The organism is Paraburkholderia sp. SSBN10T (assembly GCF_056619545.1).
This window is the reverse complement of sequence record NZ_JBWQQI010000019.1, coordinates 162,821-189,032: the sequence shown is the minus strand read 5'-3', so window position 1 is coordinate 189,032 and position 26,212 is coordinate 162,821. Positions and strand designations below refer to the sequence as shown.

The window sequence follows — 26,212 nt, the reverse complement described above, 5'->3', positions numbered from 1 at the left end:
CCCGAACGTCGACTTCTACTCGGGCATCGTACAGCGCGCGCTGGGCATCCCGACCTCGATGTTCACGTGTATCTTCGCGATGGCGCGTACGGTGGGCTGGATTGCGCAGTGGAACGAGATGATCGCCGATCCGGAGCAGAAGATTGGCCGTCCGCGTCAGTTGTTCGTCGGCGATACGCCGCGTGAAGCGAAGCCGCTGTCGGCACGTTAAGCGGCTGCTGGTTTTCGTGCAGCCTATGGCGGTTTAGGCCGCTGTGAGTTGAGCTGCTGCGGTTAAGGAAACGCCCCAACGGGTTGAACGTTGGGGCGTTTTCATTTTCGGACGACGAAAGCGTTAGCTGGATTACACCTTGTTTCGGGCCTTCGCCGCCTGCCTTGCACGCGGCTTTATCTGTTCCAACGACGGCGGCCGCGTTTGCAAGCCTGGCTGGGTATCGGCCTGCGGCACATCCCCGTGCGTCTCGAAGAAACGCCGATACGCGCTCGGCGTCATTCCACGTGCCGACAGAAACAGGCGATTGAAATTGGCGAGATTGGGAATCCCCGATTTGGCGGCGATGACCGAGATCGGCCATGCCGTATCGGTGAGTTGCCGTGTGGCGTAGCTGATTCGCAGACGCGTCAGGTGACGCCCGACGCTTTCGCCGACATGCTGCACGAAATGACGATGCAGCGAGCGTTCCGACAGGTTGGCGACTGCGCAGAGATCGGTAACCCGCAGCGGCTCGTTAAAGCGCCGGTCGAGCAGGTCGAGCACGCGGTTCAGACGTTCGGCCTCTGATGCGGCGGCGCCCGGGGTGGGCCGGGGCCTCGACGCAGGAGCAGCCTCTCGGGATTCGCTACGCCGGCCCCCATCCAAATGTGCGCTAGGCGATGCGAGCGGCTCCGCAACCGCCTCTGCCAGTTGCACCAGAATCTCCAGCACTGCCGCTAGCCGCACTCGCGGCTCGACATCCAGCAGCGCCTGAACCTTCCCCCGCACCAACGCCGTCGAGTCCTCGCCGAAACGCAGGCCCGGCGCGCCTCGCCGCAAGAGCTTACGCAGCGGCGCGAACTCGGGGCAGCAATCGGCCAGCCGCCGCGCCCAGTCGCCGCTAAACCAGACCACGATCGCCACTTCAGGCTCACGTGTATCGATCGACTTGATCGACGCCCACGTATGCGGCATATCCGGCGGCACCAGCACGAGATCGTCGCCGGCATAGTCTGCGATATGGTCGCCGACGAAGCGGCGGCCGCGGCTGTTCATCGTCAGCGTGAGTTCGTACTCGGGGTGGTGATGCCATTCGAACGGAATCTGTGCGATCTGCCGGTGATAGACCCGCACCGAACAGCTTTCGGGGATCGTGACGCGTTCGTATTGGGGTTTCATGGTGAGCACCCGGCCGCGAAGGAGGATGCGGCGAATGTCTGAATTGTATCGATAGTTGGCGGAAATGGATGTCTTGTGGGGATCGAGGCTGCCTAATCTAGCGGCAGAAGCTGTGCATATAGCCCACCCTCACAATCCCAGCAAAACGTAGGAGACAACCCATGCCGCTGATGATCGACAACCTGCCCGAGGCGATCCGTACGACCAAACGATCGCTACGTGCCGCATTGCCCAACTACGCACAGGTATTTCGCGAGGTAGAGGGCGCTATCCGGCAGCAGGTCGACGCAATCCACCGCGACCGCAATCGGGAGCACGAGGCCATCCCTGTATTCGACTACAAGTCGATCGTCTCTCACGACGTGGACCCGCGCACCATCGAGCAGATCAAAAGCCGCGGCGCCTGTGTCGTGCGGCGAGTGTTCGATCCAGCACAGGCAACCGACTGGAATGACGAAATCGCGCAGTACGTCGAGGCTAACCGTCTTGATGAAAAACTCGCCCGTCGCGCGGAAGACAAGTATTTCGGTACCTTGTCCTCGAGCAAACCGCAAATTTACGGCGTGTACTGGTCGAAGCCGCAGGTCGCCGCGCGACAATCCGAACAACTAACCAATACGCGGGTGTTTCTGAACCGCCTGTGGCGCGCAGAAAGCGAAGGTCGCCGGCATTTCGATCCTGAGCGTGTGCCGGTTTACGCGGACCGCATTCGCCGTCGCCCGCCGGGGTCGGAATCGCTCGGTCTTTCTCCCCATGTCGACGGCGGTTCGGTCGAGCGCTGGCTCGATCCGAATTTTCGCCAGGTCTATCGGCATGTGCTATCGGGCAACTGGCGCGCCTACGATCCGTTCGACGCCGCCTTCCGTCCCGACGTGCAGGAGATTCCATCGCCCGCCGTGTGCTCGATGTTCCGCACGTTCCAGGGCTGGACCGCGCTGACCCTGCAAGGCCCCGGCGACGGCACGCTGCAGCTTATCCCCATCGCGAATGCGATGGCCTATGTGGTGCTGCGCGCGCTGCAAGACGACGTTCCAGACGACGAACTGTGCGGCGCACAACCGTCCCGCGCGCTGTCGATCAAACCGGAATGGCACAGCCTGCTGCTCGAAGCGGTGACGCCAATTCCGCACATGATGCCGGGTGACGCGGTGTTCTGGCACAGCGATGTCGTGCATTCGGTGGAGGACGTCCATCGCGGCAGCGGCTACAGCAACGTGATGTACATCGCGTCGGCGCCTTGGTGTGCGAAGAACGAAGGGTATCTGCGGCGGCAATTGCCCAGCTTTTTGCGCGGCGAGAGTCCGCCTGATTTCCCCGCAGATCACTTCGAAACAGACTTCGTTGGGCGCGCGGGGGAGAGCGATTTGACGACACTCGGCTGCGCACAAATGGGCTTTGATTTACAGCGTTGATTTTATGCAATTACTCGGAGCGGCACGCATGAGACTAACGGGCCATGCGTGCCGTCTGTGGCCTATCGGCCCGCAATAAATGCACCACGCACGCAGTCCCCATTACCCAACTTCCGTTTGCCGGGTGCCACCGATACAGGTATTGCTACTACCACTCAACTCCCTGTTTTTTATCGGTTTTTCCCTTGTTCCATGGGCCAAATCGCGGATCTGCGTGGCATAATCAATCGCACACGGCTTGCCCGCAGTTACCACTACCCCCGCATACCATGGCACAGACTCTCTACGACAAATTGTGGAACACGCACGTGATCCACACGGAAGAAGACGGCACGACGATTCTCTATATCGACCGTCACCTGCTGCACGAAGTCACCAGCCCGCAGGCCTTCGAAGGCCTGAAGCTGGCTGAGCGCCCGGTATGGCGTATCAGCGCGAATCTGGCGGTGTCCGACCACAACGTGCCCACCACAGACCGCAGCCATGGCATCGCTGATCCGGTGTCGAAGCTGCAAGTCGACACGCTCGATGCGAACTGCGACTCGTACGGCATCACGCAGTTCAAGATGAACGACCTGCGTCAAGGCATCGTGCACATCATCGGGCCGGAGCAGGGCGCCACGCTGCCGGGCATGACGATCGTCTGCGGCGATTCGCACACGTCCACGCATGGCGCGTTCGGCGCGCTCGCGCACGGTATCGGCACCTCGGAAGTCGAACACGTGCTCGCCACGCAAACGCTCTTGCAGAAGAAGAGCAAGAACATGCTGGTGAGGGTTGAAGGGCAACTGCCGCGCGGCTGTACCGCGAAAGACATCGTGCTCGCCATCATTGGCAAGATTGGTACGGCAGGCGGCACGGGCTACGCCATCGAGTTCGGTGGCTCGACGATCCGCGCGCTCAGCATGGAAGGCCGTATGACCGTCTGCAACATGGCGATCGAAGCGGGCGCACGCGCCGGCATGGTCGCCGTGGACGACACCACCATCGAATACCTGAAGGGTCGCCCGTTCTCGCCGGAAGGCGTGGAGTGGGAGCACGCGGTCGAATACTGGAAGCAGTTCAAGTCGGATGACGGCGCGCAGTTTGATCGCGTGGTTGAGCTGAACGCAGCGGAAATCGTGCCGCAGGTCACGTGGGGTACCTCGCCGGAAATGGTGACCGCGATCGACGGTCGCGTGCCGGATCCGGAGCGCGAGAAGGATCCGGTCAAGCGCGACGCGATGGAACGCGCGCTCAAGTACATGGCGCTCGAACCGAACCTGCCGATCGAATCGATCAAACCGGACAAGATTTTCATTGGCTCGTGCACCAACGCTCGCATCGAAGACTTGCGCGCAGCAGCGTACGTCGTGCGCAAGCTGGGCCGCCGCGTGGCGCCGAATATTCGTCTCGCGATGGTTGTGCCGGGCTCGGGTCTGGTCAAGGCGCAGGCCGAGCGTGAAGGTCTGGACAAGGTCTTCACCGAGGCAGGTTTCGAATGGCGCGAACCGGGCTGCTCGATGTGCCTCGCCATGAATGCGGACCGGCTGGATCCGGGCGAGCGTTGCGCGTCCACCTCGAACCGCAACTTCGAAGGGCGTCAGGGCGCGGGTGGCCGCACCCACCTCGTGAGCCCGGCCATGGCAGCGGCTGCGGCCATCGAAGGCCACTTCGTCGATATTCGCAAGCTCGGCTAAGCCGGCGCGATCCTGTTTCGATTTCACCGGCGGCGCTCCTTGTGTCGCAGCCGCCGGTCTTTACTCTGGTGGGTGATGGGCCATGGATAAATTCATCGTACATACCGGCGTCGTGGCGCCGCTCGATCGCGAGAACGTCGACACGGACGCGATCATTCCGAAGCAGTTCCTGAAGTCGATCAAGCGCACGGGTTTCGGTCCGAATGCATTCGACGAATGGCGCTATCTCGACCACGGCGAGCCGGGGCAGGACAACTCGAAGCGTCCGCTGAATCCGGACTTCGTCCTGAACCAGCCGCGCTATCAAGGTGCGTCGATCCTGCTGGCGCGCAAGAACTTCGGCTGCGGCAGCTCGCGTGAGCACGCGCCGTGGGCGCTGCAGCAATACGGCTTCCGCGCGATCATTGCGCCGAGCTTCGCCGACATCTTCTACAACAACTGCTTCAAGAACGGCTTGCTGCCGATCGCGCTGACCGAGCAACAGGTCGATCACCTGTTCAACGAAACCTATGCGTTCAATGGCTTCGAGTTGACTATCGACCTCGAAGCGCAAGTCGTGCGCGTCGGTGGCGGCACGGAATATCCGTTCGAAGTGGCAGGCTTCCGTAAGTACTGCCTGCTGAACGGTTTCGACGATATCGGCCTCACGTTGCGTCACGCCGACAAGATTCGTCAGTTCGAAGCGGAGCGCCTGGCGAAGCAGCCGTGGCTCGGCCACCGCATCGTCGGCTAAGCGCGCGCTTTATGCGTTAGCGCGTTTGCGTGCCCAGGTCTAAAAGAAAACAAATCAAGGAAATTCGCATGAAGATCGCAGTGTTGCCCGGCGACGGCATCGGTCCGGAAATCGTCAAGGAAGCCGTCAAGGTTCTGAATGTGCTCGGCGAAAAGTTCGAGCTTGAAGAGGCGCCGGTCGGCGGCGCGGGTTATGAAGCCAAGGGTCACCCGCTGCCCGATTCGACGCTCGCGCTGGCCAAGGAAGCCGATGCGATCCTGTTCGGCGCCGTCGGCGACTGGAAGTACGACTCGCTCGAGCGCGCCCTGCGCCCGGAGCAGGCCATTCTGGGGCTGCGCAAGCATCTGCAACTGTTCGCGAACTTCCGCCCGGCGATCTGCTATCCACAACTGACGGCGGCCTCGTCGTTGAAGCCGGAAATCGTTTCGGGCCTGGACATCCTGATCGTGCGCGAACTGAACGGTGACATTTACTTCGGCACGCCGCGCGGCGTGCGCGAGGCGCCGGACGGTTTGTTCGCCGGCGCGAAGGAAGGCTTCGACACAATGCGCTATGCAGAGCCGGAAGTCCGCCGTATTGCCCACGTCGCGTTCCAGGCGGCGCAAAAGCGCAGCAAGAAGGTGACCTCGGTCGACAAGGCCAACGTGCTCGAAACCTCGCAGTTCTGGCGCGACGTCATGATCGACGTGTCGAAGGAATATGCGGACGTCGAACTGTCGCACATGTACGTCGACAATGCGGCCATGCAGTTGGTGAAGGCGCCGAAGTCGTTCGACGTGGTCGTCACCGGCAACATGTTCGGCGACATCCTGTCCGATCAGGCTGCCATGCTGACGGGTTCGATCGGCATGCTGCCGTCGGCGTCGCTCGACAAGAACAACAAGGGTCTGTACGAGCCGTCGCACGGCTCGGCACCGGATATCGCCGGCAAGGGCGTGGCCAATCCGCTTGCCACTATCCTGTCCGCCGCGATGATGCTGCGTTATTCGCTGAACAAGGCCGAGCAGGCTGATCGCATCGAAACTGCGGTGAAGAAGGTGCTGGAACAAGGCTTCCGCACCGGCGACATCCTGACGCCGGGCTGCCAGCAGGTCGGCACGGTGGCGATGGGCGATGCCGTCGTCGCAGCGCTTTAAGGTTGTTGCGATTGTGCTGGTCAAAGCGCCGCGAAATGCCGCGGCCCGCAGTGAGTTACGGTACTGAGTTAGATGTGCAGTGACGTGCGAATGGGCCGCAATCCGGCCCGTTCGCACGCAAAAGTGGCCAATCCGGCCGCTCAAATCCGGTTTTCGTGTAGACTGCTGCGATGGCGACGATTCCCCAAATCACCTCGATTTCTAACCTCCACGGCAAAACGGCCCGTGTGGTTAAGCTCGCCATTGCCAGCAAAACGCTCATTAAAGCGATTACCCCGAAAACGATCACGATTCGCTGATCGTCCGTCGTGCCCGCCCATCTTCCCCGCGCGGTCACTGCGGGCAAAGATGCGGGGAAGCCTCCACTCGAAGGGTAAGTGTCATGAACGTAGGTCTCGTAGGTTGGCGCGGCATGGTCGGCAGCGTCCTGATGCAACGTATGCAGCAGGAAGGCGATTTCGATCTGATCGAACCGGTGTTTTTCAGCACCAGCAACGCAGGCGGCAACGCGCCGTCGTTCGCGAAAAACGAGACCAAGCTCAAAGATGCGTCGAGCATCGAAGACCTGAAGAAGTGCGACGCCATCATCTCCTGCCAGGGCGGCGACTATACCAATGACGTGTTCCCGAAGCTGCGTGCAGCGGGCTGGAACGGCTACTGGATCGACGCGGCTTCGTCGCTGCGCATGAAGGACGACGCGGTCATCATTCTCGATCCGGTCAATCTCGACGTGATCAAGAACGCACTCGTTAAGGGCCAGAAGAACTTTATCGGCGGCAACTGCACGGTCAGCCTGATGCTGATGGCGCTGGGCGGCCTGTTCCGCGAAAACCTCGTCGACTGGATGACGGCCATGACGTATCAGGCCGCCTCGGGCGCGGGCGCGCAGAACATGCGCGAATTGCTGCAGCAAATGGGCACGCTTAACGGTGCGGTGAAGGACGAGCTTGCCAATCCGTCGTCGGCGATTCTGGACATCGACCGCCGCGTGCTGGCCGCGATGAACAGCGATAGTATGCCGACCGATCACTTCGGCGTGCCGCTCGCCGGCTCGCTGATTCCGTGGATCGACAAGGATCTCGGCAACGGCATGTCGAAGGAAGAGTGGAAGGGCGGCGCGGAAACCAACAAGATTCTCGGTAAGCCGGCCATGGGCACGCCGGGTTCGATCCCGGTGGATGGCCTGTGCGTGCGGATCGGCGCCATGCGCTGCCATTCGCAGGCGTTGACCATCAAGCTGAACAAGGATGTGCCGCTCGACGAGATCAACGGCATCCTCGCGTCGGCCAACGACTGGGTCAAGGTCGTGCCGAACGAGCGCGAAGCATCGATGCGCGATCTGTCGCCCGCCGTGGTGACGGGCACGCTGACGGTGCCGGTCGGACGCCTGCGCAAGCTGGCGATGGGCGGCGAATATCTGTCGGCTTTCACGGTTGGCGACCAGTTGCTGTGGGGCGCTGCTGAACCGCTGCGTCGGATGCTGCGCATTCTGCTCGACAAGTAAAGTAAACTACGCGCCTACGACGCGTAAAAACTCAAAAAGCGTCGCGCTTGCGCGGCGCTTTTTTCATTGTGTGCTCCAAAAATCTTGTCTCAATTCAACCGCAAACAAGGGCTGAGCGCTGACGCGCCTGTGGTCCCAATGACCGTTCGACTCTCTTCCCTTTACGCCGTGTCACGCGACGGCGTCTGCCAGATCGCGGCTGCGGCAGCCCTCGCCTTTGTCCTGACCGGCGCCAGCGGCGCCGAGGCGGCGAGCGCCGACGCAACCGCGAGCGCGCCGGCGGCCGCTTCGGCGCCGCTCGCGGCCGGTAGCCAGTACACGGTTCGTCCTGGTCAATCGCTCAACGACGTGGCGGTGGCCGCCACCCAGTCGCACGACCGTGCGACGCTGGCGCGTGCCTCGAAGGCCTTGTTCGATGCGAATCCGGGTGCGTTTATGTCGCACGATCCGAGCCGCTTGCGGCTCGGGGCCGTGTTGACTGTGCCGGAACTGGACGCAACGGGTGCGGCCGTGGGAGCTTCGGGTGCTGCAGGGGCGTCGGGGACGGCTAGTGCGGCCGCTTCGGCGACTACAGCGACTACAGCCACCACAGCGGGGACCGCGGGCGGCGTTGCGACCGCGCTCAGCGCCGCGTCGCAGTCGGCTGCCGTGCCGGCGAACACCGCGAGCGCTGCGGTGCTCGCCACGCCGGCTGTTACCGGCCCGGCGAGTGCGCCGCTCCAGGCGAGTTCGGCAGCCGTGGGCGCCGTCGCCAGTGCCAATGCGCCGGCCGCCGGTAGCGCGGCTGCTACGGTTGCCACTGGTGCCGTGGCAGGGGCTGCGTCCTCGCCTGCCGGCGCGGAGCTGACGGCCGCATCGGCCGCAATGTCCGCGTCGGCAGCAAGCGGTGCGCATGTTTGGACGGGCGCGATCCAGCCTTCGGCTAGTGCGCCGGTCGCGGGTGCTTCGACGGCGCTGACGTCGCCGTCCGCTACGGCGTCGGTTGGGCAGGCTCCGACTCAGGTCTCCAGTTTGCAGCAGTTGCTGGCCCTCAAAAACCGGGTGCTGATGGAGTTGCAGAAGCACGGCATCGGGGGCAAATCCGCGCAACCGTCCCAGGCGGGCGGTGCGGCTACGGCGGGTGGCCAAGCCGTGGCGGCCGCCGGCTCCGGTTCGCCGGGTAATAACGCAATGGCTAATTCGCATGCGGCGAGTGGCGGGTTCGACTTGTCGCCGGAGAACCTTGGTTTTGCTGCGGCAATCGGCGCGGCTGCCGTTGCTTTGCTGGCGGCCTTGGGACTGCGCCGGCGGAAGAATCGTTTGGCGGCAGCGGATGTGGTGGCCACGCCGCAGGCTGAGGAGATGGCGGGGCCTGAAACGGTGATGGAGCGCGATAACGTCGCGCCGCACGAAGGCGCTGATACGCCTGAATCGCCGGTCTCTGAGGAACGCGCGGCGCGCGAAGATGCGGCGCCCGGTGGCGTTGCGTCCGAGATAGCAGAGCGCGAGGCGGCGGAACGAGAAGCTGCAGCACATGAGGCCGCTGAGCATGAGGCAGTAGAACGCGAAATAGCGGCCCGTAAGGCAGCAACGCAACAGGAACAGGCAGGGTACGAATCGGCAGCGGACGAGGCCGGTGCTGCGCATGAGGTAGCAGCACGCGAAGCGGCAGCCCGCGAAGCGGCGGCACAAGAGGCAGCAGCGCACGAAGCAGCAGCGCAGGAAGCAGCAGCACAAGAGGCCGCAGAACGCGAAGCCGCGCTGCGCGGCTCGCCTGAACTCCCTACCTTCCCAGCCTCCGAGCCGAGTTGGGCGGAAAGCCCGCTCGCCCCCGCCCCGCACCCGTTCGACGACGCAACGGCGGCCACCAGCCACGTCGCGTCCGCAGAACCCGGCGCGGATGCCTTACCGCTGCCCGCCGAGTCCGTTCCGACGGCCGAGCACCCGGCCGATCAAGCCCCCGCTGACCCGCGCCAATGGAATCAGGCCCCGGAAAGCCATCCGTCCGAGGGAACCGCCGAGCCGCTTGAAAGCTACAACCCACCGCAGCCGCAGATCGATTTCGGCACCTCGGCATTGCATGGCGAACCGCAGGCGGAACCGCCTTTCAGCCACGCTCCCGCTCAGCCGTCGTTCGACCACACGCAGGACCAGCAGCCGGCACCCACACCGCCAGAACCCGAGGCGCAGTGGGAGCAGCCAACGTTGCCCGACGCGCTCGAACGCATGCCGTACCTCCATCAGGCCGCGCAAGAACCTGCTGCGTCGCATTTCGCCGACACCGAGCCGTCATCGGAGCAGCTATCCGCTGCTGCCCCGACCGAGCCCTCCGCACCGAGCGGTTTCCCCCGTGAAGCCGTCGATGCGTTCGGCAGTCTCGAGCTGGGCTTGCCGCCGCGCGTCGAGCCGGCCGCTCCGGTGACGCCACCAGCCTCGCTGTCGACGCAGCCGGTGGTCGAGCCCGAAATCACAGCACAGCAAGCGGTTTCGCCGCAAGCCGCTGAACCCCGCCATGCCGCCGAGGAAATCGCCGCAGGTACCGCGGGCGCGGCGGCGGTCGCCGGACTGGGCGCGGCACGTTTCGGTGCGCTCAATCTCGACTTCGATCTCGAATTGCCGCCGAGTCCGGCGCAGCCGTTGCCGACGTTCACGCCGCAAGATCTGGTTCGAATTGCCCGCAACAAGCTTGACCTGGCGTCGGAATACATCGAACTGGGTGACCTGGCGGGCGCGCGAGCGCTGATCCACGAAGTCATCGAAGCGAACGACGACGCGACGCGCGCCCAGGCGCGCGCGCTGCTGTCGACGCTGGCGCCGCTCTCGTAATGCCCGCCGTGACGCGAATTGCGCTAGGAATCCAGTACGACGGTTCGGCCTTTTGCGGCTGGCAGTCGCAGCCGCACGGCAAGACGGTTCAGGACGCGCTCGAACGGGCGTTGCGCGAATTCGCGCAGACGCCGCTGCAGACGGTGGTGGCCGGCCGAACGGACACCGGCGTGCACGGGCTGGGACAGGTCGTGCACTTCGACACCGAACTCGACCGCACGGATTTCTCGTGGGTGCGCGGCACCAACGCGTTTCTGCCTAAAACGGTCGCGGTGCAGTGGGCGAAACCGATGCCGGACACCTTCCACGCGCGCTTTTCGGCGTTCGAGCGAACCTATTACTACGCGCTGTATGTCCACCCGGTGCGCTCGCCGATGCTGGCCTCCCGTGCCGGCTGGGTGCATACGCCGCTCGACGTCGAGGCGATGCGCGCCGCAACCGCGTACCTGATCGGCGAACACGATTTCTCCGCGTTTCGCTCGTCGGAATGCCAGGCGAAGACGCCAGTCAAACATCTCTATCAGATCGACGTGCGGCAGCAGGGCGATTTCATCCACTTTCGCTTTCGCGCCAACGCGTTCCTGCATCACATGGTGCGCAATCTGATGGGCTGTCTCGTGGCGGTCGGACGGGGGCGTCAGCCGGCGGCGTGGATGGCCGAGGTGCTGGCGAGCCGTGATCGCAATCACGCCGCCCCCACTTTCATGCCCGACGGCCTGTATCTCGCGCAGGTGGGCTATCCTCAGGAATTCGCGGTGCCCGCTGCGCAGCCAGGTAGTGTGCCGTGGAGTACCGTATGGAGCGAGTCACCGCAATCATGAATGCAACCATCGTGAACCAGCCGGCCGCCGCCGGCGCGTCCCAGCAGCAGGGCGTCACCCGGGCCGCGGCCCCCCATCGGACCCGCATCAAGTTGTGCGGGTTATCGAAGCCAGAGGACGTGGCGCATGCCATCGACCTCGGCGCGGATGCGATCGGCCTCGTGTTCTATCCGCCTAGCCCGCGTTCGGTCAACGTGGGCCAGGCGCTCGAACTGGTGCGCGACGTACCGCCGTTCGTTTCGGTGGTGGGTCTGTTCGTCAACGCCACGCCGGACTGGATGAGCGAGGTCGTCAGCAACGTCCCGCTCACGATGCTGCAGTTCCACGGCGACGAGACGCCCCAGCAGTGCGAGGCGCTCGCCAACGTTGCGGGTTTGCCTTGGTTGCGCGCCCTGCGGGTTGGGGCTGATACTCAGCAGGCCGATTTGGTAAAATCGGCGCTTAACTATGCAGCAGCCAGCGCTCTTCTGTTCGACACCCATGTCGAAGGCTATGGCGGCGGCGGGAAGGTTTTCGATTGGTCACTTATTCCAGCAGAGCTCGCGCGTCGGGCCGTTTTGAGTGGTGGGTTGAACGCGCAAAACGTCAGTGATGCGATTCATCGCGTGCGCCCGTACGCGGTCGATGTCTCGAGCGGCATCGAAGTAGCGGGCGCCAAGGGCGTCAAAGATCACGCCCGGATGGCGGCGTTCGTACGCGCGGTGCGCGCGGCGGACGCAGAGTGATTCCGCCGGAGCAGGCTTCGCACGAAGCGGCCCGGCACACTGAGAAGAGTGACACCATGTATAACTTGCCCGATGAACGTGGCCATTTCGGCCAATTTGGCGGCGTGTTCGTCGCTGAAACACTGGTCCACGCACTTGACGAGCTGCGTGAGGCCTACGAAAAATTCCAGAAAGACCCCGAGTTCATTGCTGAATACGAGCGTGAGCTGAAGTATTTCGTTGGCCGTCCGTCCCCCATTTACCACGCACAACGCTGGAGCGAACTGCTCGGCGGCGCTCAGGTGTTCCTGAAGCGTGAGGATCTGAACCACACCGGCGCTCACAAGATCAACAACGTGATTGGCCAGGCGCTGCTCGCCAAGCGCATGGGCAAGCCGCGCGTGATCGCGGAAACCGGCGCGGGCCAACACGGCGTGGCCACGGCTACCATCGCCGCGCGCTTCGGCATGGAATGCGTGGTCTACATGGGCTCGGAAGACGTGCGCCGCCAGGCCGCCAACGTCTACCGCATGAAACTGCTCGGCGCCACCGTCGTGCCGGTCGAATCGGGCTCCAAAACGCTGAAGGACGCGCTCAACGAAGCGATGCGCGACTGGGTCACCAACGTCGAAAACACCTTCTACATCATCGGCACCGTTGCGGGGCCGCATCCGTACCCGATGATGGTGCGCGATTTCCAGCGCGTGATCGGCGACGAGTGCAAGGTGCAGATGCCGGAACTGGTCGGCCGCCAGCCGGACGCGGTGATTGCCTGCGTGGGCGGTGGATCGAACGCGATGGGCATCTTTTACCCGTATATCGACGACAAAGACGTCCAGTTGATCGGTGTTGAAGCGGCCGGCGACGGCATCGAGTCGGGCCGCCATGCGGCTTCGCTGATCGGCGGCAGCCCGGGCGTGCTGCATGGCAACCGCACGTATCTGCTGCAGGACGAAAACGGCCAGATCATCGAGACGCATTCGGTCTCGGCGGGTCTCGACTATCCGGGCGTCGGCCCCGAGCACGCCTGGCTGAAGGAAAGCGGCCGCGCGCAATACGTGGGCATCACCGACGAAGAGGCGCTGAAGGCGTTCCACGACTGCTGCCGGATCGAAGGCATCATTCCGGCGCTCGAATCGAGCCATGCGCTGGCCTACGCGGCCAAACTCGCGCCGACTTTGCCGAAGGACAAATGCCTTCTGGTGAACCTGTCGGGTCGCGGCGACAAGGACATGCACACGGTCGCCGAGCGATCGGGTATCACGTTCTGAGCGCCGCGACGATGCGCGACGAGTTCGACGAGCCGCAACCGGCCAGCGACAGCGCCGAGGCTGGGACGGCCGAGGCCACGATGGCCCACGCCGAAGCAGCCCAGGCCGAAGCCTCCAGGGCGCCCGCATCTGCGCTTTCGGCTGCTTTGCCTGTGGTGCCGACCGGTATTCGGCTGTTGAACCGCGATTTTCTGACCGATGTGGCGAACCTGCCGGATGGTTCGATCGACCTGATCCTTGCCGACCCGCCGTATGGGCTCGGCAAGGACTACGGCAACGACTCCGATATGCGCTCGGGCGACGACTTTATCGCCTGGACGCGTAGCTGGCTCGAGCTGGCGATCCCGAAGCTCAAGCCGTCCGGTTCGCTGTATATCTTTTGCACGTGGCAGTACGCGCCGGAAATCTTCTGCTTCCTGAAGACGCGTCTGACGATGGTCAACGAGATCATCTGGGACCGGCGCGTGCCGAGCATGGGCGGCACCACCCGCCGCTTCACGTCCGTGCACGACAACATTGGCTTTTTCGCGGTGTCGAAAGATTACTATTTCGACCTCGATCCCGTCCGCATCCCGTACGATGCCGCCACGAAGAAGGCGCGTTCGCGCAAGTTGTTCGAAGGCAGCAAATGGCTCGAGCTTGGCTATAATCCGAAGGATGTCTGGTCGGTGTCGCGACTGCATCGGCAACACGCCGAACGCGTCGACCATCCGACCCAGAAGCCTTTGGAAATCGTCGAGCGCATGGTGCTCGCGAGCTGCCCGCCGGGCGGCCGCGTGCTCGACCCGTTCATGGGCAGCGGCACCACCGCAGTCGCCTGCGCGCGTCAGAAGCGCGAATTCGTCGGCTATGAAATCAATGAAAGTTACTGCGCGATAGCGCGTGAACGCGTCAGCGCGGCCGCACAGGCTGCGCCAAACGAAACCATCGCGCCCGTGGCATCTGTGGCTGCTGAAACCTGAGCGAGGCGCCTTGAGGTGTCGATTGGTGCCGAACGGCATCGAACCGCGCCGAAAAATGGCCTTAACCGCAGCAAGTCGCAACGAACGCGCAGTTGACTATTTTCGAGAAAATTTCCATGTCCCGTATCAAGAACACATTTGCAGCACTGGCTGCGCAGGGCAAGAAAGGGTTGATTCCGTTCATGACGGCTGGCGATCCGGACCCGGCTCGCACCGTCGAATTCATGCACGCGCTTGCCGCTGGCGGCGCGGATGTGATCGAACTCGGCGTGCCGTTCTCCGACCCGATGGCTGACGGACCGGTGATCCAGGCGTCGTCGGAGCGCGCGTTGGCGCATGGCGTCTCGCTGCGTCACGTGCTGGCCGACGTGAAGCAGTTCCGCGAGCGCGACGACAAGACGCCGGTGGTGCTGATGGGCTACGCCAACCCGATCGAGCGGATGGGCGTCGAAGCATTCGCCGCGGCGGCGCAGGAAGCTGGTGTGGATGGCGTGCTGGTGGTGGACTACCCGCCTGAAGAGTCCGTGATTTTCGCGGAAAAGATGCGCTCTGCCGGTATCGATCCGATTTTCCTGCTGGCACCCACCTCGACCGACGAACGCATCGCGGAAGTCGGAAAAATCGCCAGTGGCTACGTCTATTACGTGTCGCTCAAGGGGGTCACCGGAGCGGCAAATCTGGACGTTTCCAGCATCGCGAGTAAAATCCCGGCCATCAAGTCGCGCGTCCCCCTGCCGGTGGGCGTCGGTTTTGGCATCCGGGACGCCCAGACGGCGCGCTCGGTGGCCGAAGTCTCCGATGCCGTCGTGATCGGCAGCCGTATCGTCCAATTGCTCGAAAAAGCCGCGCCGGAGACGGCCGCCGAGACGCTCACGCGTTTCATTGCGGAAGTCCGCGAGGCGCTCGACAGCATTGGCGCGACCGCCCGATAACCGTTACTTTTTGTCTGCTGTAGGCTTGCGGCGGGGCTTTGTCCCCGCCGTCGCGCGTACTGGAGACCCTGGAAGGAATCAACATGAGCTGGCTCGACAAGCTGCTGCCGCCCAAAATCAAGCAAACCGATCCGAAAAACCGTAAGGGGATTCCGGAAGGCCTGTGGATCAAATGCCCGTCGTGCGAAGCGGTGCTGTACCGCAACGACGTCGAGGCCAATCTGCACGTTTGCCCGAAGTGCGACCATCACATGCGCATCGGCGCACGTGAGCGGCTCGACGGCCTGCTCGATCCGGAAGGCCGCTACGAAATCGGCCAGGAAATCGTGCCGGTCGACGCGCTCAAGTTCAAGGACAGCCGCAAATACCCGGATCGCCTGAAAGAGGCGATGGAAGAAACCGACGAAACCGATGCCATGGTCGTCATGGGCGGCGCGATTCACACGCTGCCGTGCGTGGTTGCCTGTTTCGAGTTCTCGTTCATGGGCGGTTCGATGGGTTCGGTGGTCGGCGAGCGCTTCGCACGCGGCGCGCAGAACGCGCTCGAACAGCAAGTGCCGTTCATCTGCTTCACCGCTTCGGGCGGCGCACGGATGCAGGAAAGCCTGTTGTCGCTGATGCAGATGGCCAAAACCACCGCGATGCTGACCAAGCTGTCCGACGCCAAGCTGCCGTTCATCTCGGTGCTGACCGATCCGACCATGGGCGGTGTTTCGGCGAGCTTTGCGTTCCTGGGCGACGTGGTGATCGCGGAACCGAAGGCGTTGATCGGCTTTGCCGGCCCGCGCGTGATCGAACAGACCGTGCGCGAAAAGCTGCCGGAAGGCTTCCAGCGTGCCGAATTCCTGCTGACGAAGGGCGCGGTCGACATGATCGTCGACCGTCGTAAGCTGCGTGAAGAAATCGCTCGCCTGATGGCGTTGATGTCGCGCCAGCCGGCCGACGCGGTGGCCTAAGCTAACAACGCCAACGCAACCGCCGGGCAAGCGCTTGCCTTGATGCCGTGCCTCGTGGCCCGGCAAAAGCGCGGCAAGAGCATCGCAGGATAAAAACTCAGAGTAAAAAGCGCGCCGCGAGAGATCATCGAGCGGCGCGCTGTCATTTCCGGGATAATCGCGGTCTCTCGCGCAATCTCGTCACACCGCCTGACCGACGCATCCGATGACCACATTCCCCACTCTCGACGCGTGGCTCACGCACCTTGAATCCGCGCATCCGGTTGGTATCGACATGGGACTGACCCGGATCGGCAAGGTGCGCGACGCACTGCAACTGACGTTCGACTGCCCGGTGATTACGGTGGGCGGCACCAACGGCAAAGGCTCGACGTGCGCGATCCTCGAAGCGATCCTGCTGCGCGCCGGTTACCGGGTGGGTTGCCACACCTCCCCGCATCTCCTCACGTTCAACGAACGGGCGCGGGTGAACGGCGAAGTGGCGAGCGACGCCGATCTGCTGCCGCATTTTGAAGCGGTCGAAGCGGCGCGTCTGAGCCTGGCCGAGCCAGTTTCGCTGACGTACTTCGAATTCACGACGCTGGCGATCATGCGTCTGTTCGCTTCCCGTGGACTGGACGCGGTGATTCTAGAGGTGGGCCTCGGTGGACGCCTCGACGCAGTCAACATCCTCGATACCGATTGCGCGATCATCACGAGCATCGATATCGACCACACCGAATACCTCGGCGATACGCGTGAAAAGATCGCGTTTGAGAAAGCCGGTATCTTCCGCCCGGGCAAACCGGCGATCTGTGCCGACCCGGTGCCGCCCCAGACCCTGATCGACCATGCCGCGGCGATCGGCGCCGATCTATGGCTCTTTGGCCGCGATTTCCGCTACGAGGGCCAGGCGGGCAGCGAGCGCCAGCAGTGGAGCTACGTGGGCCGCACGCTGCGCCGCTCGGCGCTTGCGTATCCGGCGCTGCGGGGCGCGAACCAGCTGATCAATACCTCGGCCGCGCTGGCGGGCCTCGAAGCCCTGCGCGACCGTCTGCCGGTCTCTGCGCAGGACATTCGCCTCGGTCTGGCGAACGTCGAACTGGCGGGCCGCTTCCAGGTGCTGCCGGGCAAGCCGGCCATCGTGCTCGACGTTGGCCACAACCCGCATGCCGCTGCGGTTTTGGCGCAGAATCTCGGCAACATGGGCTATTTTCCGTACACATACGCGGTCTTTGGCGCGATGCACGATAAGGACATCGCCGGCGTGATCGATCACCTGAAGGGCGAGATCGCCCACTGGTGCGTGACCGACCTGCCGACCCCGCGCGCGGCATCCGCCGCGTTTCTGGAGTCGACCTTGCGAGAGTGCGGCGTCACCGAGGGTCCGGATAGCAGTGTCACGTGCTTCGCGTCGCCTGCCGAGGCTTTTCAAGACGCGCTAAAACGCGCCTCGGAGAATGATAGAATCGTGGTCTTCGGCAGTTTCTATACGGTAGCCGGTGTGATGGCCTATCGTAAATCGCAGCAACACTGAACGGGCGGCAGCCTCGAACCAAGCGATTCATGGGAATTTTCTCGTTCGGCAAGAAAGACGATACGCCTACCCGGCGTAGCGCAAACACCAGTTCCACCCGGGCCGCCCGAGGCGAGCGCGTGGAGCGGCGAAGCCGCCGCACGGAACGGCCTGACGCTGATGCAATGCTGCTCGACCCTACGTTGCCGGAAAAGCAGCGCGCGCGTCGCCGCTTGGTCGGCGCGATCGCCATGGTGGTCGCAGCCGTGGTGATCCTACCCATGGTGCTGGACTCGCACCCGAAGCCCGTCACTGACGATATCTCGATCGATATCCCCAACCGTCCGGCGCCCAAAGCGGCCGCCCAGGATGAAGACACCCAGGCAGGTGTCGCGCCCGATAATCCGGCCCCAGACAGCACGAATAGCACGGTCGCAGCCTCCGGCGTAGCCCAGGCTCCGGCAGCGCCTGCTACGGCGAATGCCACGGCACAGCAGAGCCCGGCCGCTGCGCCCGCGCCGACTGGCAAGAGCAGCAAATCGCAAGCGCCTGCTATGGCCGCGAACAAAGCGCCTGCCGCGCCGACCCAGGCGCCCGCTCCAGCCAAACCCGTGAAAATGACGCCCGCGCCTACCCAAAGCGCAGCCAACACGGCCGCGACCCCGAGCAATACCGACGCAGCCGCCGCGGATGCCGATTCCGGCACGCCGGCCTCGCCGCCTGGCAGCCGTTTCGCGGTGCAACTGGGCTCGTTCCCGGACGACGCCAGCGCGAAAAACTGGGCAGCCAAGTTGAAAGCGACCGGCGTACCCGCATATACCGAACGTAGAAAGCAGGCAGACGGCACGACTCGTACGCTGCTGCGCGCGGGCCCGTTCGCCGACCGCGCCGCTGCGTCGGCCGCGATCGCGAAGGTTCGCGAAGCCGGTCTGACGTCGGGCTCGAACAACGGCTCGGCGCAGTAAGTCAGCGATGTTCACTGCCTTCGACTACGCTGTAATGGCGGTGATCGGTTTGTCGGCTCTGCGGGGCACGTGGCGCGGTTTCTTGTCTGAGATATTCGGGCTGATCGGCTGGGTGGCGGCGTTTTTCATTGCCTGCTATTTCGTCGGCTATGTGGTGCCTTATATGCCGGCCAGGTGGCCGGGCGGCGCCCTGACCCAATGGCTGCTTGCCTTTGCGCTGCTGGTGGTCGGCGTGATGCTGGTGGTGGGCGTGGCCAACGCGCTGCTGAGCCGGCTCGTGCAGGCATCCGGTTTGAGCGGAGTGGACCGCTCGCTGGGTTTGATGTTCGGCCTCGTCCGCGGGGTCATCCTGGTGCTGGTTCTGGTCGCCCTCGCAGGCCTGACCGAACTGCCCCAGCAGGAATTCTGGCGCAACGCCTTGCTGCGGCCCTACGCGGTCCAGGGCGTGCACGAACTGAAACCGCTGCTTCCCGAGACGCTCGCGGCTTACGTCCATGTGTGACGAGTCGGGCGCTCAATAAGAAGCACGCAGGACATCGGCGCGACCCGGATGCTTCCCCGGCACCGGCCGCCGTTAAGAATCTCGTACCTTTGAAGGACATGCCATGTGCGGCATCGTAGGCGTAGTTTCCCAATCCCCGGTCAATCAGCTGATCTATGACAGCCTGCTGCTCCTGCAGCACCGCGGTCAGGACGCAGCCGGCATTGCGACGGCGAACGGCAGTAATTTCCACATGCATAAGGCCAACGGCATGGTGCGCGACGTGTTCCGCACGCGCAACATGCGCAGCCTGCCGGGCACCACCGGTATCGGCCAGGTGCGTTACCCGACGGCCGGTTCCGCGTCGAGCGAAGAAGAAGCCCAGCCGTTCTATGTGAACGCGCCGTTCGGCATCATCCTCGCTCACAACGGCAACCTGACCAACTGGCAGCAACTGAAAGACGAGATGTTCCGCGTCGATCGCCGCCACATCAACACCAACTCCGACACCGAAGTGTTGCTCAACGTGTTCGCGCACGAACTGCAACTCTCCTGCTCCGGCCTGCAACTCGATCCGAACGCCGTGTTCAAGGCGGTCTCGGGTGTGCACCGCCGTGTGCACGGCTCGTATGCGATCGTTTCGCTGATCGCCGGTTACGGCCTGCTGGCCTTCCGCGATCCGTTCGGCATTCGCCCGCTGTGTCTCGGCAAGCAGGAAACGGCGCATGGCGTGGAGTGGATGGTGGCGTCGGAATCCGTGGCGATCGAAGGTATCGGCTTCGAGTTCGTGCGCGACGTGGCGCCGGGCGAAGCGATTTTCATCGACGTTGACGGCAATCTGCACTCGCAGCAGTGCGCGACCAACGCCAGCCTTAACCCGTGCATCTTCGAACTCGTGTACCTCGCGCGTCCGGACTCGGTGCTCGACGGCGTGCCGGTCTACAACGTCCGTCTGCGCATGGGCGATTACCTGGCCGAGAAGATCCGCCGCGAACTGCCGGATGTGCCGATCGACGTGGTGATGCCGATTCCCGATTCGTCGCGTCCCGCCGCCATGCAGGTCGCCAAGAAGCTGGGCGTCGAGTATCGCGAAGGCTTCTTCAAGAACCGTTACGTGGGCCGCACCTTCATCATGCCGGGCCAGGCGATGCGCAAGAAGTCGGTGCGCCAGAAGCTTAACGCCATGGCGATCGAATTCAAGGGCAAAAACGTACTGATCGTGGACGACTCGATCGTGCGCGGCACCACTTCGCACGAAATCGTGCAGATGGCGCGCGATGCCGGCGCGAACAAGGTGATCTTCGCTTCGGCAGCGCCGCCGGTGAAATTCCCGAACGTCTACGGCATCGACATGCCGACGCGCGGCGAACTCGTTGCCCACGGTCGCACGGATGAAGAAGTCGCGCGCATGATCGGCGCGGATCATCTCGTGTACCAGGACGTCGAGGCACTCAAGCAGGCCGTGCGCGACACCAACCCGGCGCTGAAGGAATTCGAAGCTTCGTGCTTCGACGGCAACTACATCACCGGCGACGTCACAACCGAGTACCTCGACCGCATCGAAATGGCCCGTCTTGCGCCGTCCGCGCAATCGGACCGCGACGCTGCCAGCGAAGCGATGGAAGGCGGTGCGGCGCGTTCGCAACTGCACCTGCAGTTGTCGGTGGAGTAACGCTGGCGCGTATCTGGAGTCTCGCCGGGAATGGCGCGTGCGGGCCATGCACGCCACGCGCCACGCATGTTAGGATGATGGCTTGCGTCGATTTGATCTCAGCTTGCGGACGCGGGGCAACCCAAAACAGCTAAAGCGAACGGTGGAAATGTTGCAACCGTCCGCCGCCGCTCCAGCTTTCCCCCGCACATGAAGCCCGCTTATGCCGACGCAAAGCGGGCTTTTTTGTTGCCGGCGCGTTTGACGTTCAGCCTGACGATGAACGCCGGGCGCCGGTCTGGAAAACGTGGCAACACGTGACGACACGTGGAAAATGGAACTAGAACCGATATGGACGACTCCCTGAACTTCGACACCCTCGCGGTCCGCTCGGGCACGCTGCGCAGCGACTTCAACGAGCATTCGGAAGCGATTTTCCTGACGTCGAGCTTTGTGTTTGCAAGCGCGGCGGATGCGGCCGAGCGCTTCAAGAATTCCGAAGACTATTACACGTACTCGCGCTTCACGAACCCCACGGTCACGATGTTCCAGGACCGTCTGGCCGCGCTCGAAGGCGGTGAGGCGTGCATGGCGACGGCCTCGGGCATGAGCGCGATCATGTCGGTGGTGATGTCGGCGTTGCAGGCGGGCGATCACCTCGTGAGCTCGCAGAGCCTGTTCGGTTCGACGCTCGGCATGTTCTCGCAGATATTCAGCAAGTTCGGCATCACGACCACCTTCGTCGATCCGACCGATCTGGACGCGTGGAAAAACGCCGTGCGCCCCGAAACGAAGATGTTCTTCCTCGAAACGCCGTCGAATCCGCTGACCGAAATCGCGGACATCGAGGCGATCGGCAAGATTGCGAAGGCGTCGAACGCGTTGTTCGTGGTCGATAACTGTTTCTGCAGCCCGGCGCTGCAGCAGCCGCTGAAACTCGGCGCGGATGTCGTGATGCATTCGGCCACCAAGTTTCTCGACGGCCAGGGTCGCGTGCTCGGCGGCGCGCTCGTCGGCTCGAAGCAGTTCATCATGGAGAAGGTGTTTCCGTTCGTGCGCAGCGCTGGTCCGACATTGTCCGCGTTCAATGCGTGGGTGCTGCTCAAGGGCATGGAAACGTTGTCGTTGCGCGTCGAAAAGCAGTCCAGTAACGCGCTCGAAATCGCGCGCTGGCTGGAAGCGCATCCTGCTGTGAATCGTGTGTTCTATCCGGGGCTGGAGTCGCATCCGCAGTACGCGATTGCGAAACGCCAGCAGAAAGCGGGCGGCGCGATTGTCTCGTTCGAGCTGAAGGGCGACACGCCCGAAGCGCAGCGGGCGAACGCATGGCGCGTGATCGACAGCACGCAGATCTGCTCGATCACCGGCAATCTCGGCGATACGCGCACCACGATCACTCATCCGGCGACAACGACGCACGGCCGCATCACGCCGGAAGCGCGGGCGGCAGCGGGCATCACGGAAGGGCTGATCCGTCTCGCGGTCGGGCTGGAGAACGCGGCCGATATCCGCAACGATCTGGCGCGCGGTCTGGCGGGCTAAGTCTTAGGCCGCTATCGGGTCAATGGCGCAGCGAATCCTGGCGGTTATTGGGTCAATGGCGCAGCGAATCCTGGTGGTTATTGGGTCAATGGCGCAGCGAATCCTAGTGGTTATTGGGTCAATGGCGCAGCGTGCGCCATTGACCGGGCGCGAGGCCGAAGCGTCGCGTAAAAGCGTGCGTGTAGGCGCTCTGATCGCCGAAGCCGACTTCGAGCGCGATATCGGTCAGCGAGCGCCGCGGGTCGGCGAGCAGCGTGATTGAAGTATCGAGCCGCAGACGCTGCAAATAGCGATGCGGTGTTTCGCCGAACGCATCGATGAACAACTGGTGAAAACGCCGCATGCCGAAGCCACAATGCGTGGCGAGATCGGCAATGCGCAACGGCTCCGACAAATGCGCGCGCAGCCAGCGGTCGATGCGTGCGAAGTCGAGACCGGCGCCGGGTGCGCCATCGAATATCGCGGATTGCGTCGTGCCGGCATCCGCCAGCATGGCCGCGCACAAACGCGCCGCCGCATCCCAGTGAAAGCGCCGTTTGCTGAGATCGTCCGCGGCCTGCATGCCGCCCGTCGCGCGGGCGGCAATGCTATGCACAAGCTGCGTCAGCGAAGCATCCACGCTCACCGCGCGGGCCCGGTCGAACAAACGTTCCGGCACCGCCAGCGACGCCGCAGGCAAATCGAGCACCAACTGCCGGTTCTCGCCGACGCCCGCATAGTCATGCTGCGCGCCGGCGGGGATCAGCCACGCCGAACCGGAGTCGATCTGCTGGCCGACCCCGTCCACGGTCATCACCATTGCGCCGTCGAGCCCCAGCACGACCTGATGAAAGTCGTGCACGTCCGACGCTTCGATCGCGCCATAACGGCGCAACGACACGCAGGGGGCGGTGAGGGCCGCGTGGCTCACGTGCGAACCTGCAGACCTTAGACGTCGAGCAGTTCGACTTCGAACACCAGCGTCGCATTCGGCGGAATCACGCCGCCTGCGCCGCGCACGCCATAGCCGAGTTGCGGCGGAATCGTCAGCTTGCGCACGCCGCCCACCTTCATGCCCTGCACGCCCTCGTCCCAGCCCTTGATGACCATGCCGCCGCCCAGCACGAACGCGAACGGATCGTTGCGGTCCTTGCTGGAGTCGAACTTCTGGCCGTCGGTCAACCAGCCGGTGTAGTGGACGCTGACGGTCTGGCCGGCTTTCGCTTCGGCGCCGGTGCCTTCGGTCAGGTCTTCGTATTTGAGGCCGGATTCGGTAGTCACGGTCGACATGAGTTGCTCCTTGAGACAAGTCGTAAAAACCGACATTGTAGGCGTGTTGAGGTTGTATCGCCCAGAACACCGGGTTCTGCCAAGCCTTCCGGTGCGTGAGCGAAGGACTGCGACGCATGGATGACCCACCTGCATCCTGACTCGCGAAGGAGCATGCCTATAATGGGGACTCCATTTATCCATGCACTGCCTGAGAGGGCCTAGATCGTGACAACGTCTTCCACCGGAGCCGGCGGCGGCCAGCAGTTCGCTTCCGGCGCCTCCTTGTCCGAACGCACCGCGCATCTATGCGCGGAGGCTGCGCTGTTCATGCGTGATCACGTCTTGTCGCTGGTGTCGCACGACTTGCGCAGCCCGCTCAACGCGATTCATAGCTGGGCGTACGTGCTCGAGCGCAAGCTCGACGCCAACGACCCCGCCGCGCAGCGCGCCATCGGCGGCATCCGCAGCGGCGTGGAGCAACAGGTCAAGCTGCTGGAGACACTCGTCGATACGACTCGCGCCGGAACCCGTAATCTGGCGCTCGCGCGTGAACCCTTTGCCTTGCAGGCCTTGTTTTCGGACTCCGTAGACGAAGTTCGCGCCGGACTCGCAAGGGCGCGCGGCGTGTCGGTGGCGTTCGACTCGGCGCTGTCCACTGAACAGTTCGGCGGCGACCGCGAGCGTCTCGCGGCGGCTCTGTGGCTGATGCTCACGTTCGCGGTCGAAGCGAGCGCGGACGCCGGGAAAGTCACGCTCGCCTCGAGCGCCGACGCCACCGCGTGGAACGCGGTTGTCAGCTTCGATGCAACCCTTGCCGCGCTCGACGATCCGTCCTTGCCGCATCTGCTCGAACCGTTCGCGCGCACCCAGGCGCGCACGCCGAGCGAAGCGGGCCGGATCGCATGGGTACTGGCGCTGTGCAAGCGCGTGGCCGAAGCTCACGGCGGCTCCTTCGAGCAAAGCGAGATGCAGGATCGCCAGCCGGCGACGCTTGCGCTGCGCATCCCGCTCGTCGCACCCTAACAGGCAAAGGCGCGCACGACGGGCAACGCGTCAGACGGTGGAAATATTCCACCGGCCGCCGTAAAAACTTTCACATTGCTTTCACCTCTATACTGACAACTTTTGTTGCCGGAGCCCTTTCTCTTGATTCAGGTCGTCGCCCTTATTGGTGCGTTGTTGCTCGTTGCCCTCAACGGGTTTTTTGTTGCGGCCGAATTCGGCCTGGTGAAGCTGCGGCAAACGCGCGTGCAGAGTCTGGCCGCGCAGCACGGCGTGCGCGGCCGCTTGCTGGCGAAGGTCCACGGACATCTCGACGCCTATCTGTCCGCCTGTCAGCTCGGCATCACGCTCGCGTCGCTGGGCCTCGGCTGGATCGGAGAGCCGGCCTTCGCGGACCTGTTGACGCCGGTATTCCGCGTGCTGGGGATCGAATCGGAGAAGCTGATCCACGGCGTCTCGCTGTTCTTCGCGTTCTCGTGCATCTCGTTTCTGCATATCGTGGTGGGCGAGCTGGCGCCGAAGTCGCTCGCGATTCGCCAGTCGGAGAAGGTGTCGCTGTGGGCCGCCACGCCGCTCTACGGGTTCTACTGGGCGATGTATCCGGCGATCTGGGTGCTCAACACCAGCGCGAACGCGGTGCTCCGTCTGGCGGGTCTGACGGCCGATCACGGCGGTGAGGCGCATTACTCCACCGAAGAACTGAAGCTCATCTTGCGCGGCCGCCATGCCAGCGTCGCAAGCGGCATGAGCGCGACCGAAGGCGCCTATAGCCAGGACGAATGGAACACCATCGCGCACTCGCTGGATTTCTCGCGCATGACGGTCTCCGATCTGATGCGGCCGGCCTACGAGATGGTCGGACTGCGGCGCGATCTGCCGTTGCGCGAGAACATGCAGGTGGTCGCACGGCATCGCTTCAGCCGCTATCCGCTGTTTGAGGACAGCTCAGGCGAGCGCGTGGCCGGCATGATCCACCTGAAGGATCTGCTGCTGGCGCGCCACGCGGGCAGCACGCTCGACGATCTCTCGAAGTATGTCCGGCCGGTTCAGTACGTGAAGCCGGACATGCCCGCGCTGGAACTGTTCCGGCGCTTTCGCAAGGGCGCGCCGCACCTGGCGCTGGTCGGTCACAAGAACGCCGCGCCGATCGGCTTTCTGACGCTCGACAATCTGCTTGGCGCGCTGGTCGGGCAGATTCACGACGAGTTTCGCCAGGGCGATGCCGACTGGACCCGGATGGACGACGGCACGCTGATGGGCAAGGGCAGTTTGCCGGTGGTGTCGCTGGAGCGGGCGCTCGGGATCGATATCGATGAAGGCCGGGCCGAATCGGTTGGCGGGCTGGTGATCCAGGCGCTCAACGATCTGCCGACTGAAGGCCGGCGCGTCGAGTTCGATCGCTTCGATATCGTCGTCAAGAAGATGAAGGGGCCGCGCATTCTGCTGGTGCGCGTGTATCCGAAGCGCTTCGACGACGAAGGCGGTTGAGCGGCGCCGACGCGGCCGCGTTGCTTGCTTACCTCTGCCACACGTCGTCT

At 63.6% G+C, this 26,212-nt stretch carries 24 protein-coding genes; 21 read left to right on the top strand and 3 right to left on the bottom strand.

All coding sequences use genetic code 11. The features are described 5' to 3' along the window. Positions 1-211, top strand: a 211-nt coding sequence (locus AC1ECK_RS26580) for a citrate/2-methylcitrate synthase (RefSeq protein WP_480324442.1), incomplete at its 5' end; no start/stop codon positions are given. Positions 212-343: 132 nt separating this feature from the next. On the opposite strand, the gene AC1ECK_RS26575 is transcribed toward AC1ECK_RS26580, so the two are convergent. Next, the gene (locus AC1ECK_RS26575; protein WP_480324440.1) at positions 344-1,372 is read right to left on the bottom strand and encodes a helix-turn-helix domain-containing protein; all 1,029 of its coding nucleotides are present in this window, start codon (positions 1,370-1,372) and stop codon (positions 344-346) included. Positions 1,373-1,533: 161 nt separating this feature from the next. Here AC1ECK_RS26575 and AC1ECK_RS26570 point away from each other — a divergent pair, with 161 nt between their 5' ends. The 18 genes from AC1ECK_RS26570 to AC1ECK_RS26485 all read left to right on the top strand — a co-directional run bounded on the left by AC1ECK_RS26570 (position 1,534) and on the right by AC1ECK_RS26485 (position 22,421). Further along, positions 1,534-2,784: a DUF1479 domain-containing protein gene (locus tag AC1ECK_RS26570; RefSeq protein WP_480324438.1), complete on the top strand. Its 1,251-nt coding sequence runs from the start codon at positions 1,534-1,536 to the stop codon at positions 2,782-2,784. Between the two features lie 269 nt (positions 2,785-3,053). Beyond that, a complete protein-coding gene (gene leuC / locus AC1ECK_RS26565; RefSeq protein ID WP_480324436.1) occupies positions 3,054-4,463 on the top strand; it encodes a 3-isopropylmalate dehydratase large subunit in 1,410 nt (469 codons plus the stop codon). 82 nt (positions 4,464-4,545) lie between these two features. Then, the gene (gene leuD, locus AC1ECK_RS26560) at positions 4,546-5,196 is read left to right on the top strand and encodes a 3-isopropylmalate dehydratase small subunit (protein ID WP_480324434.1); all 651 of its coding nucleotides are present in this window, start codon (positions 4,546-4,548) and stop codon (positions 5,194-5,196) included. A 68-nt stretch (positions 5,197-5,264) separates the two neighbouring features. Beyond that, positions 5,265-6,332: a 3-isopropylmalate dehydrogenase gene (gene leuB / locus AC1ECK_RS26555; protein ID WP_480324432.1), complete on the top strand. Its 1,068-nt coding sequence runs from the start codon at positions 5,265-5,267 to the stop codon at positions 6,330-6,332. A 170-nt stretch (positions 6,333-6,502) separates the two neighbouring features. Continuing rightward, positions 6,503-6,631 carry a hypothetical protein gene (locus tag AC1ECK_RS26550; RefSeq protein WP_480324430.1) on the top strand — a complete coding sequence of 43 codons (129 nt, stop codon included), beginning with the start codon at positions 6,503-6,505 and terminating at the stop codon, positions 6,629-6,631. An 83-nt stretch (positions 6,632-6,714) separates the two neighbouring features. Next, positions 6,715-7,836, top strand: a complete 1,122-nt coding sequence (gene asd, locus AC1ECK_RS26545; protein ID WP_480324428.1) for an aspartate-semialdehyde dehydrogenase — start codon at positions 6,715-6,717, stop codon at positions 7,834-7,836. 138 nt (positions 7,837-7,974) lie between these two features. Beyond that, positions 7,975-10,641, top strand: a complete 2,667-nt coding sequence (locus tag AC1ECK_RS26540; RefSeq protein WP_480324426.1) for a FimV C-terminal domain-containing protein — start codon at positions 7,975-7,977, stop codon at positions 10,639-10,641. Then, positions 10,641-11,462: a tRNA pseudouridine(38-40) synthase TruA gene (gene truA, locus AC1ECK_RS26535; protein WP_480324424.1), complete on the top strand. Its 822-nt coding sequence runs from the start codon at positions 10,641-10,643 to the stop codon at positions 11,460-11,462. Before AC1ECK_RS26540 ends, truA begins: the two co-directional genes overlap by 1 nt. Further along, positions 11,459-12,187, top strand: coding sequence for a phosphoribosylanthranilate isomerase (locus AC1ECK_RS26530; protein WP_480324422.1), 729 nt, complete (start codon positions 11,459-11,461; stop codon positions 12,185-12,187). The genes truA and AC1ECK_RS26530 overlap by 4 nt, the downstream gene beginning before the upstream one ends. Positions 12,188-12,243: 56 nt before the next feature. Then, positions 12,244-13,437: a tryptophan synthase subunit beta gene (trpB, locus tag AC1ECK_RS26525; protein ID WP_480324420.1), complete on the top strand. Its 1,194-nt coding sequence runs from the start codon at positions 12,244-12,246 to the stop codon at positions 13,435-13,437. 11 nt (positions 13,438-13,448) lie between these two features. After that, positions 13,449-14,399 (top strand): DNA-methyltransferase, encoded by a 951-nt coding sequence (locus AC1ECK_RS26520; RefSeq protein ID WP_480324418.1) that lies wholly within the window; start codon positions 13,449-13,451, stop codon positions 14,397-14,399. Between the two features lie 116 nt (positions 14,400-14,515). Beyond that, entirely contained in the window at positions 14,516-15,331 is an 816-nt protein-coding gene (trpA, locus tag AC1ECK_RS26515; RefSeq protein ID WP_480324416.1) for a tryptophan synthase subunit alpha, read from the top strand. A gap of 83 nt (positions 15,332-15,414) precedes the next feature. Further along, positions 15,415-16,287: an acetyl-CoA carboxylase, carboxyltransferase subunit beta gene (gene accD / locus AC1ECK_RS26510; protein ID WP_480324414.1), complete on the top strand. Its 873-nt coding sequence runs from the start codon at positions 15,415-15,417 to the stop codon at positions 16,285-16,287. Between the two features lie 205 nt (positions 16,288-16,492). After that, a complete protein-coding gene (gene folC / locus AC1ECK_RS26505; RefSeq protein WP_480324412.1) occupies positions 16,493-17,803 on the top strand; it encodes a bifunctional tetrahydrofolate synthase/dihydrofolate synthase in 1,311 nt (436 codons plus the stop codon). A gap of 29 nt (positions 17,804-17,832) precedes the next feature. Further along, positions 17,833-18,747: an SPOR domain-containing protein gene (locus AC1ECK_RS26500; RefSeq protein ID WP_480324410.1), complete on the top strand. Its 915-nt coding sequence runs from the start codon at positions 17,833-17,835 to the stop codon at positions 18,745-18,747. A gap of 7 nt (positions 18,748-18,754) precedes the next feature. After that, the gene (locus tag AC1ECK_RS26495) at positions 18,755-19,249 is read left to right on the top strand and encodes a CvpA family protein (RefSeq protein ID WP_480324408.1); all 495 of its coding nucleotides are present in this window, start codon (positions 18,755-18,757) and stop codon (positions 19,247-19,249) included. Positions 19,250-19,352: 103 nt separating this feature from the next. Then, a complete protein-coding gene (purF, locus tag AC1ECK_RS26490) occupies positions 19,353-20,900 on the top strand; it encodes an amidophosphoribosyltransferase (RefSeq protein WP_480324406.1) in 1,548 nt (515 codons plus the stop codon). Positions 20,901-21,230: 330 nt separating this feature from the next. Then, entirely contained in the window at positions 21,231-22,421 is a 1,191-nt protein-coding gene (locus AC1ECK_RS26485; protein WP_480324404.1) for an O-succinylhomoserine sulfhydrylase, read from the top strand. Positions 22,422-22,539: 118 nt separating this feature from the next. Here AC1ECK_RS26485 and AC1ECK_RS26480 read toward each other — a convergent pair whose 3' ends face one another. Next, positions 22,540-23,331: a helix-turn-helix domain-containing protein gene (locus tag AC1ECK_RS26480; RefSeq protein WP_480324402.1), complete on the bottom strand. Its 792-nt coding sequence runs from the start codon at positions 23,329-23,331 to the stop codon at positions 22,540-22,542. Positions 23,332-23,348: 17 nt separating this feature from the next. Then, a complete protein-coding gene (locus tag AC1ECK_RS26475; RefSeq protein WP_090693236.1) occupies positions 23,349-23,690 on the bottom strand; it encodes an FKBP-type peptidyl-prolyl cis-trans isomerase in 342 nt (113 codons plus the stop codon). Between the two features lie 207 nt (positions 23,691-23,897). On the opposite strand from AC1ECK_RS26475, the gene AC1ECK_RS26470 reads away from it, so the two are divergent. Together AC1ECK_RS26470 and AC1ECK_RS26465 are read left to right on the top strand one after the other, a co-directional pair. Beyond that, positions 23,898-24,695 (top strand): sensor histidine kinase, encoded by a 798-nt coding sequence (locus tag AC1ECK_RS26470; RefSeq protein ID WP_480324400.1) that lies wholly within the window; start codon positions 23,898-23,900, stop codon positions 24,693-24,695. Positions 24,696-24,818: 123 nt separating this feature from the next. Next, positions 24,819-26,162, top strand: coding sequence for a hemolysin family protein (locus AC1ECK_RS26465; protein ID WP_480324398.1), 1,344 nt, complete (start codon positions 24,819-24,821; stop codon positions 26,160-26,162). Positions 26,163-26,212 lie beyond the last annotated feature (50 nt).

Coding starts and splice junctions, on each gene's coding strand:
- AC1ECK_RS26520 (WP_480324418.1), top strand. CDS start 13,449: ATGCGCGACGAGTTCGACGAGCCGCAACCGGCCAGCGACAGCGCCGAG.
- AC1ECK_RS26530 (WP_480324422.1), top strand. CDS start 11,459: ATGAATGCAACCATCGTGAACCAGCCGGCCGCCGCCGGCGCGTCCCAG.
- folC (WP_480324412.1), top strand. CDS start 16,493: ATGACCACATTCCCCACTCTCGACGCGTGGCTCACGCACCTTGAATCC.
- AC1ECK_RS26550 (WP_480324430.1), top strand. CDS start 6,503: ATGGCGACGATTCCCCAAATCACCTCGATTTCTAACCTCCACGGCAAA.
- leuC (WP_480324436.1), top strand. CDS start 3,054: ATGGCACAGACTCTCTACGACAAATTGTGGAACACGCACGTGATCCAC.
- leuB (WP_480324432.1), top strand. CDS start 5,265: ATGAAGATCGCAGTGTTGCCCGGCGACGGCATCGGTCCGGAAATCGTC.
- purF (WP_480324406.1), top strand. CDS start 19,353: ATGTGCGGCATCGTAGGCGTAGTTTCCCAATCCCCGGTCAATCAGCTG.
- AC1ECK_RS26485 (WP_480324404.1), top strand. CDS start 21,231: ATGGACGACTCCCTGAACTTCGACACCCTCGCGGTCCGCTCGGGCACG.
- AC1ECK_RS26495 (WP_480324408.1), top strand. CDS start 18,755: ATGTTCACTGCCTTCGACTACGCTGTAATGGCGGTGATCGGTTTGTCG.
- trpA (WP_480324416.1), top strand. CDS start 14,516: ATGTCCCGTATCAAGAACACATTTGCAGCACTGGCTGCGCAGGGCAAG.
- AC1ECK_RS26575 (WP_480324440.1), bottom strand. CDS start 1,372: ATGAAACCCCAATACGAACGCGTCACGATCCCCGAAAGCTGTTCGGTG.
- AC1ECK_RS26570 (WP_480324438.1), top strand. CDS start 1,534: ATGCCGCTGATGATCGACAACCTGCCCGAGGCGATCCGTACGACCAAA.
- AC1ECK_RS26500 (WP_480324410.1), top strand. CDS start 17,833: ATGGGAATTTTCTCGTTCGGCAAGAAAGACGATACGCCTACCCGGCGT.
- truA (WP_480324424.1), top strand. CDS start 10,641: ATGCCCGCCGTGACGCGAATTGCGCTAGGAATCCAGTACGACGGTTCG.
- leuD (WP_480324434.1), top strand. CDS start 4,546: ATGGATAAATTCATCGTACATACCGGCGTCGTGGCGCCGCTCGATCGC.
- AC1ECK_RS26475 (WP_090693236.1), bottom strand. CDS start 23,690: ATGTCGACCGTGACTACCGAATCCGGCCTCAAATACGAAGACCTGACC.
- AC1ECK_RS26540 (WP_480324426.1), top strand. CDS start 7,975: ATGACCGTTCGACTCTCTTCCCTTTACGCCGTGTCACGCGACGGCGTC.
- trpB (WP_480324420.1), top strand. CDS start 12,244: ATGTATAACTTGCCCGATGAACGTGGCCATTTCGGCCAATTTGGCGGC.
- asd (WP_480324428.1), top strand. CDS start 6,715: ATGAACGTAGGTCTCGTAGGTTGGCGCGGCATGGTCGGCAGCGTCCTG.
- accD (WP_480324414.1), top strand. CDS start 15,415: ATGAGCTGGCTCGACAAGCTGCTGCCGCCCAAAATCAAGCAAACCGAT.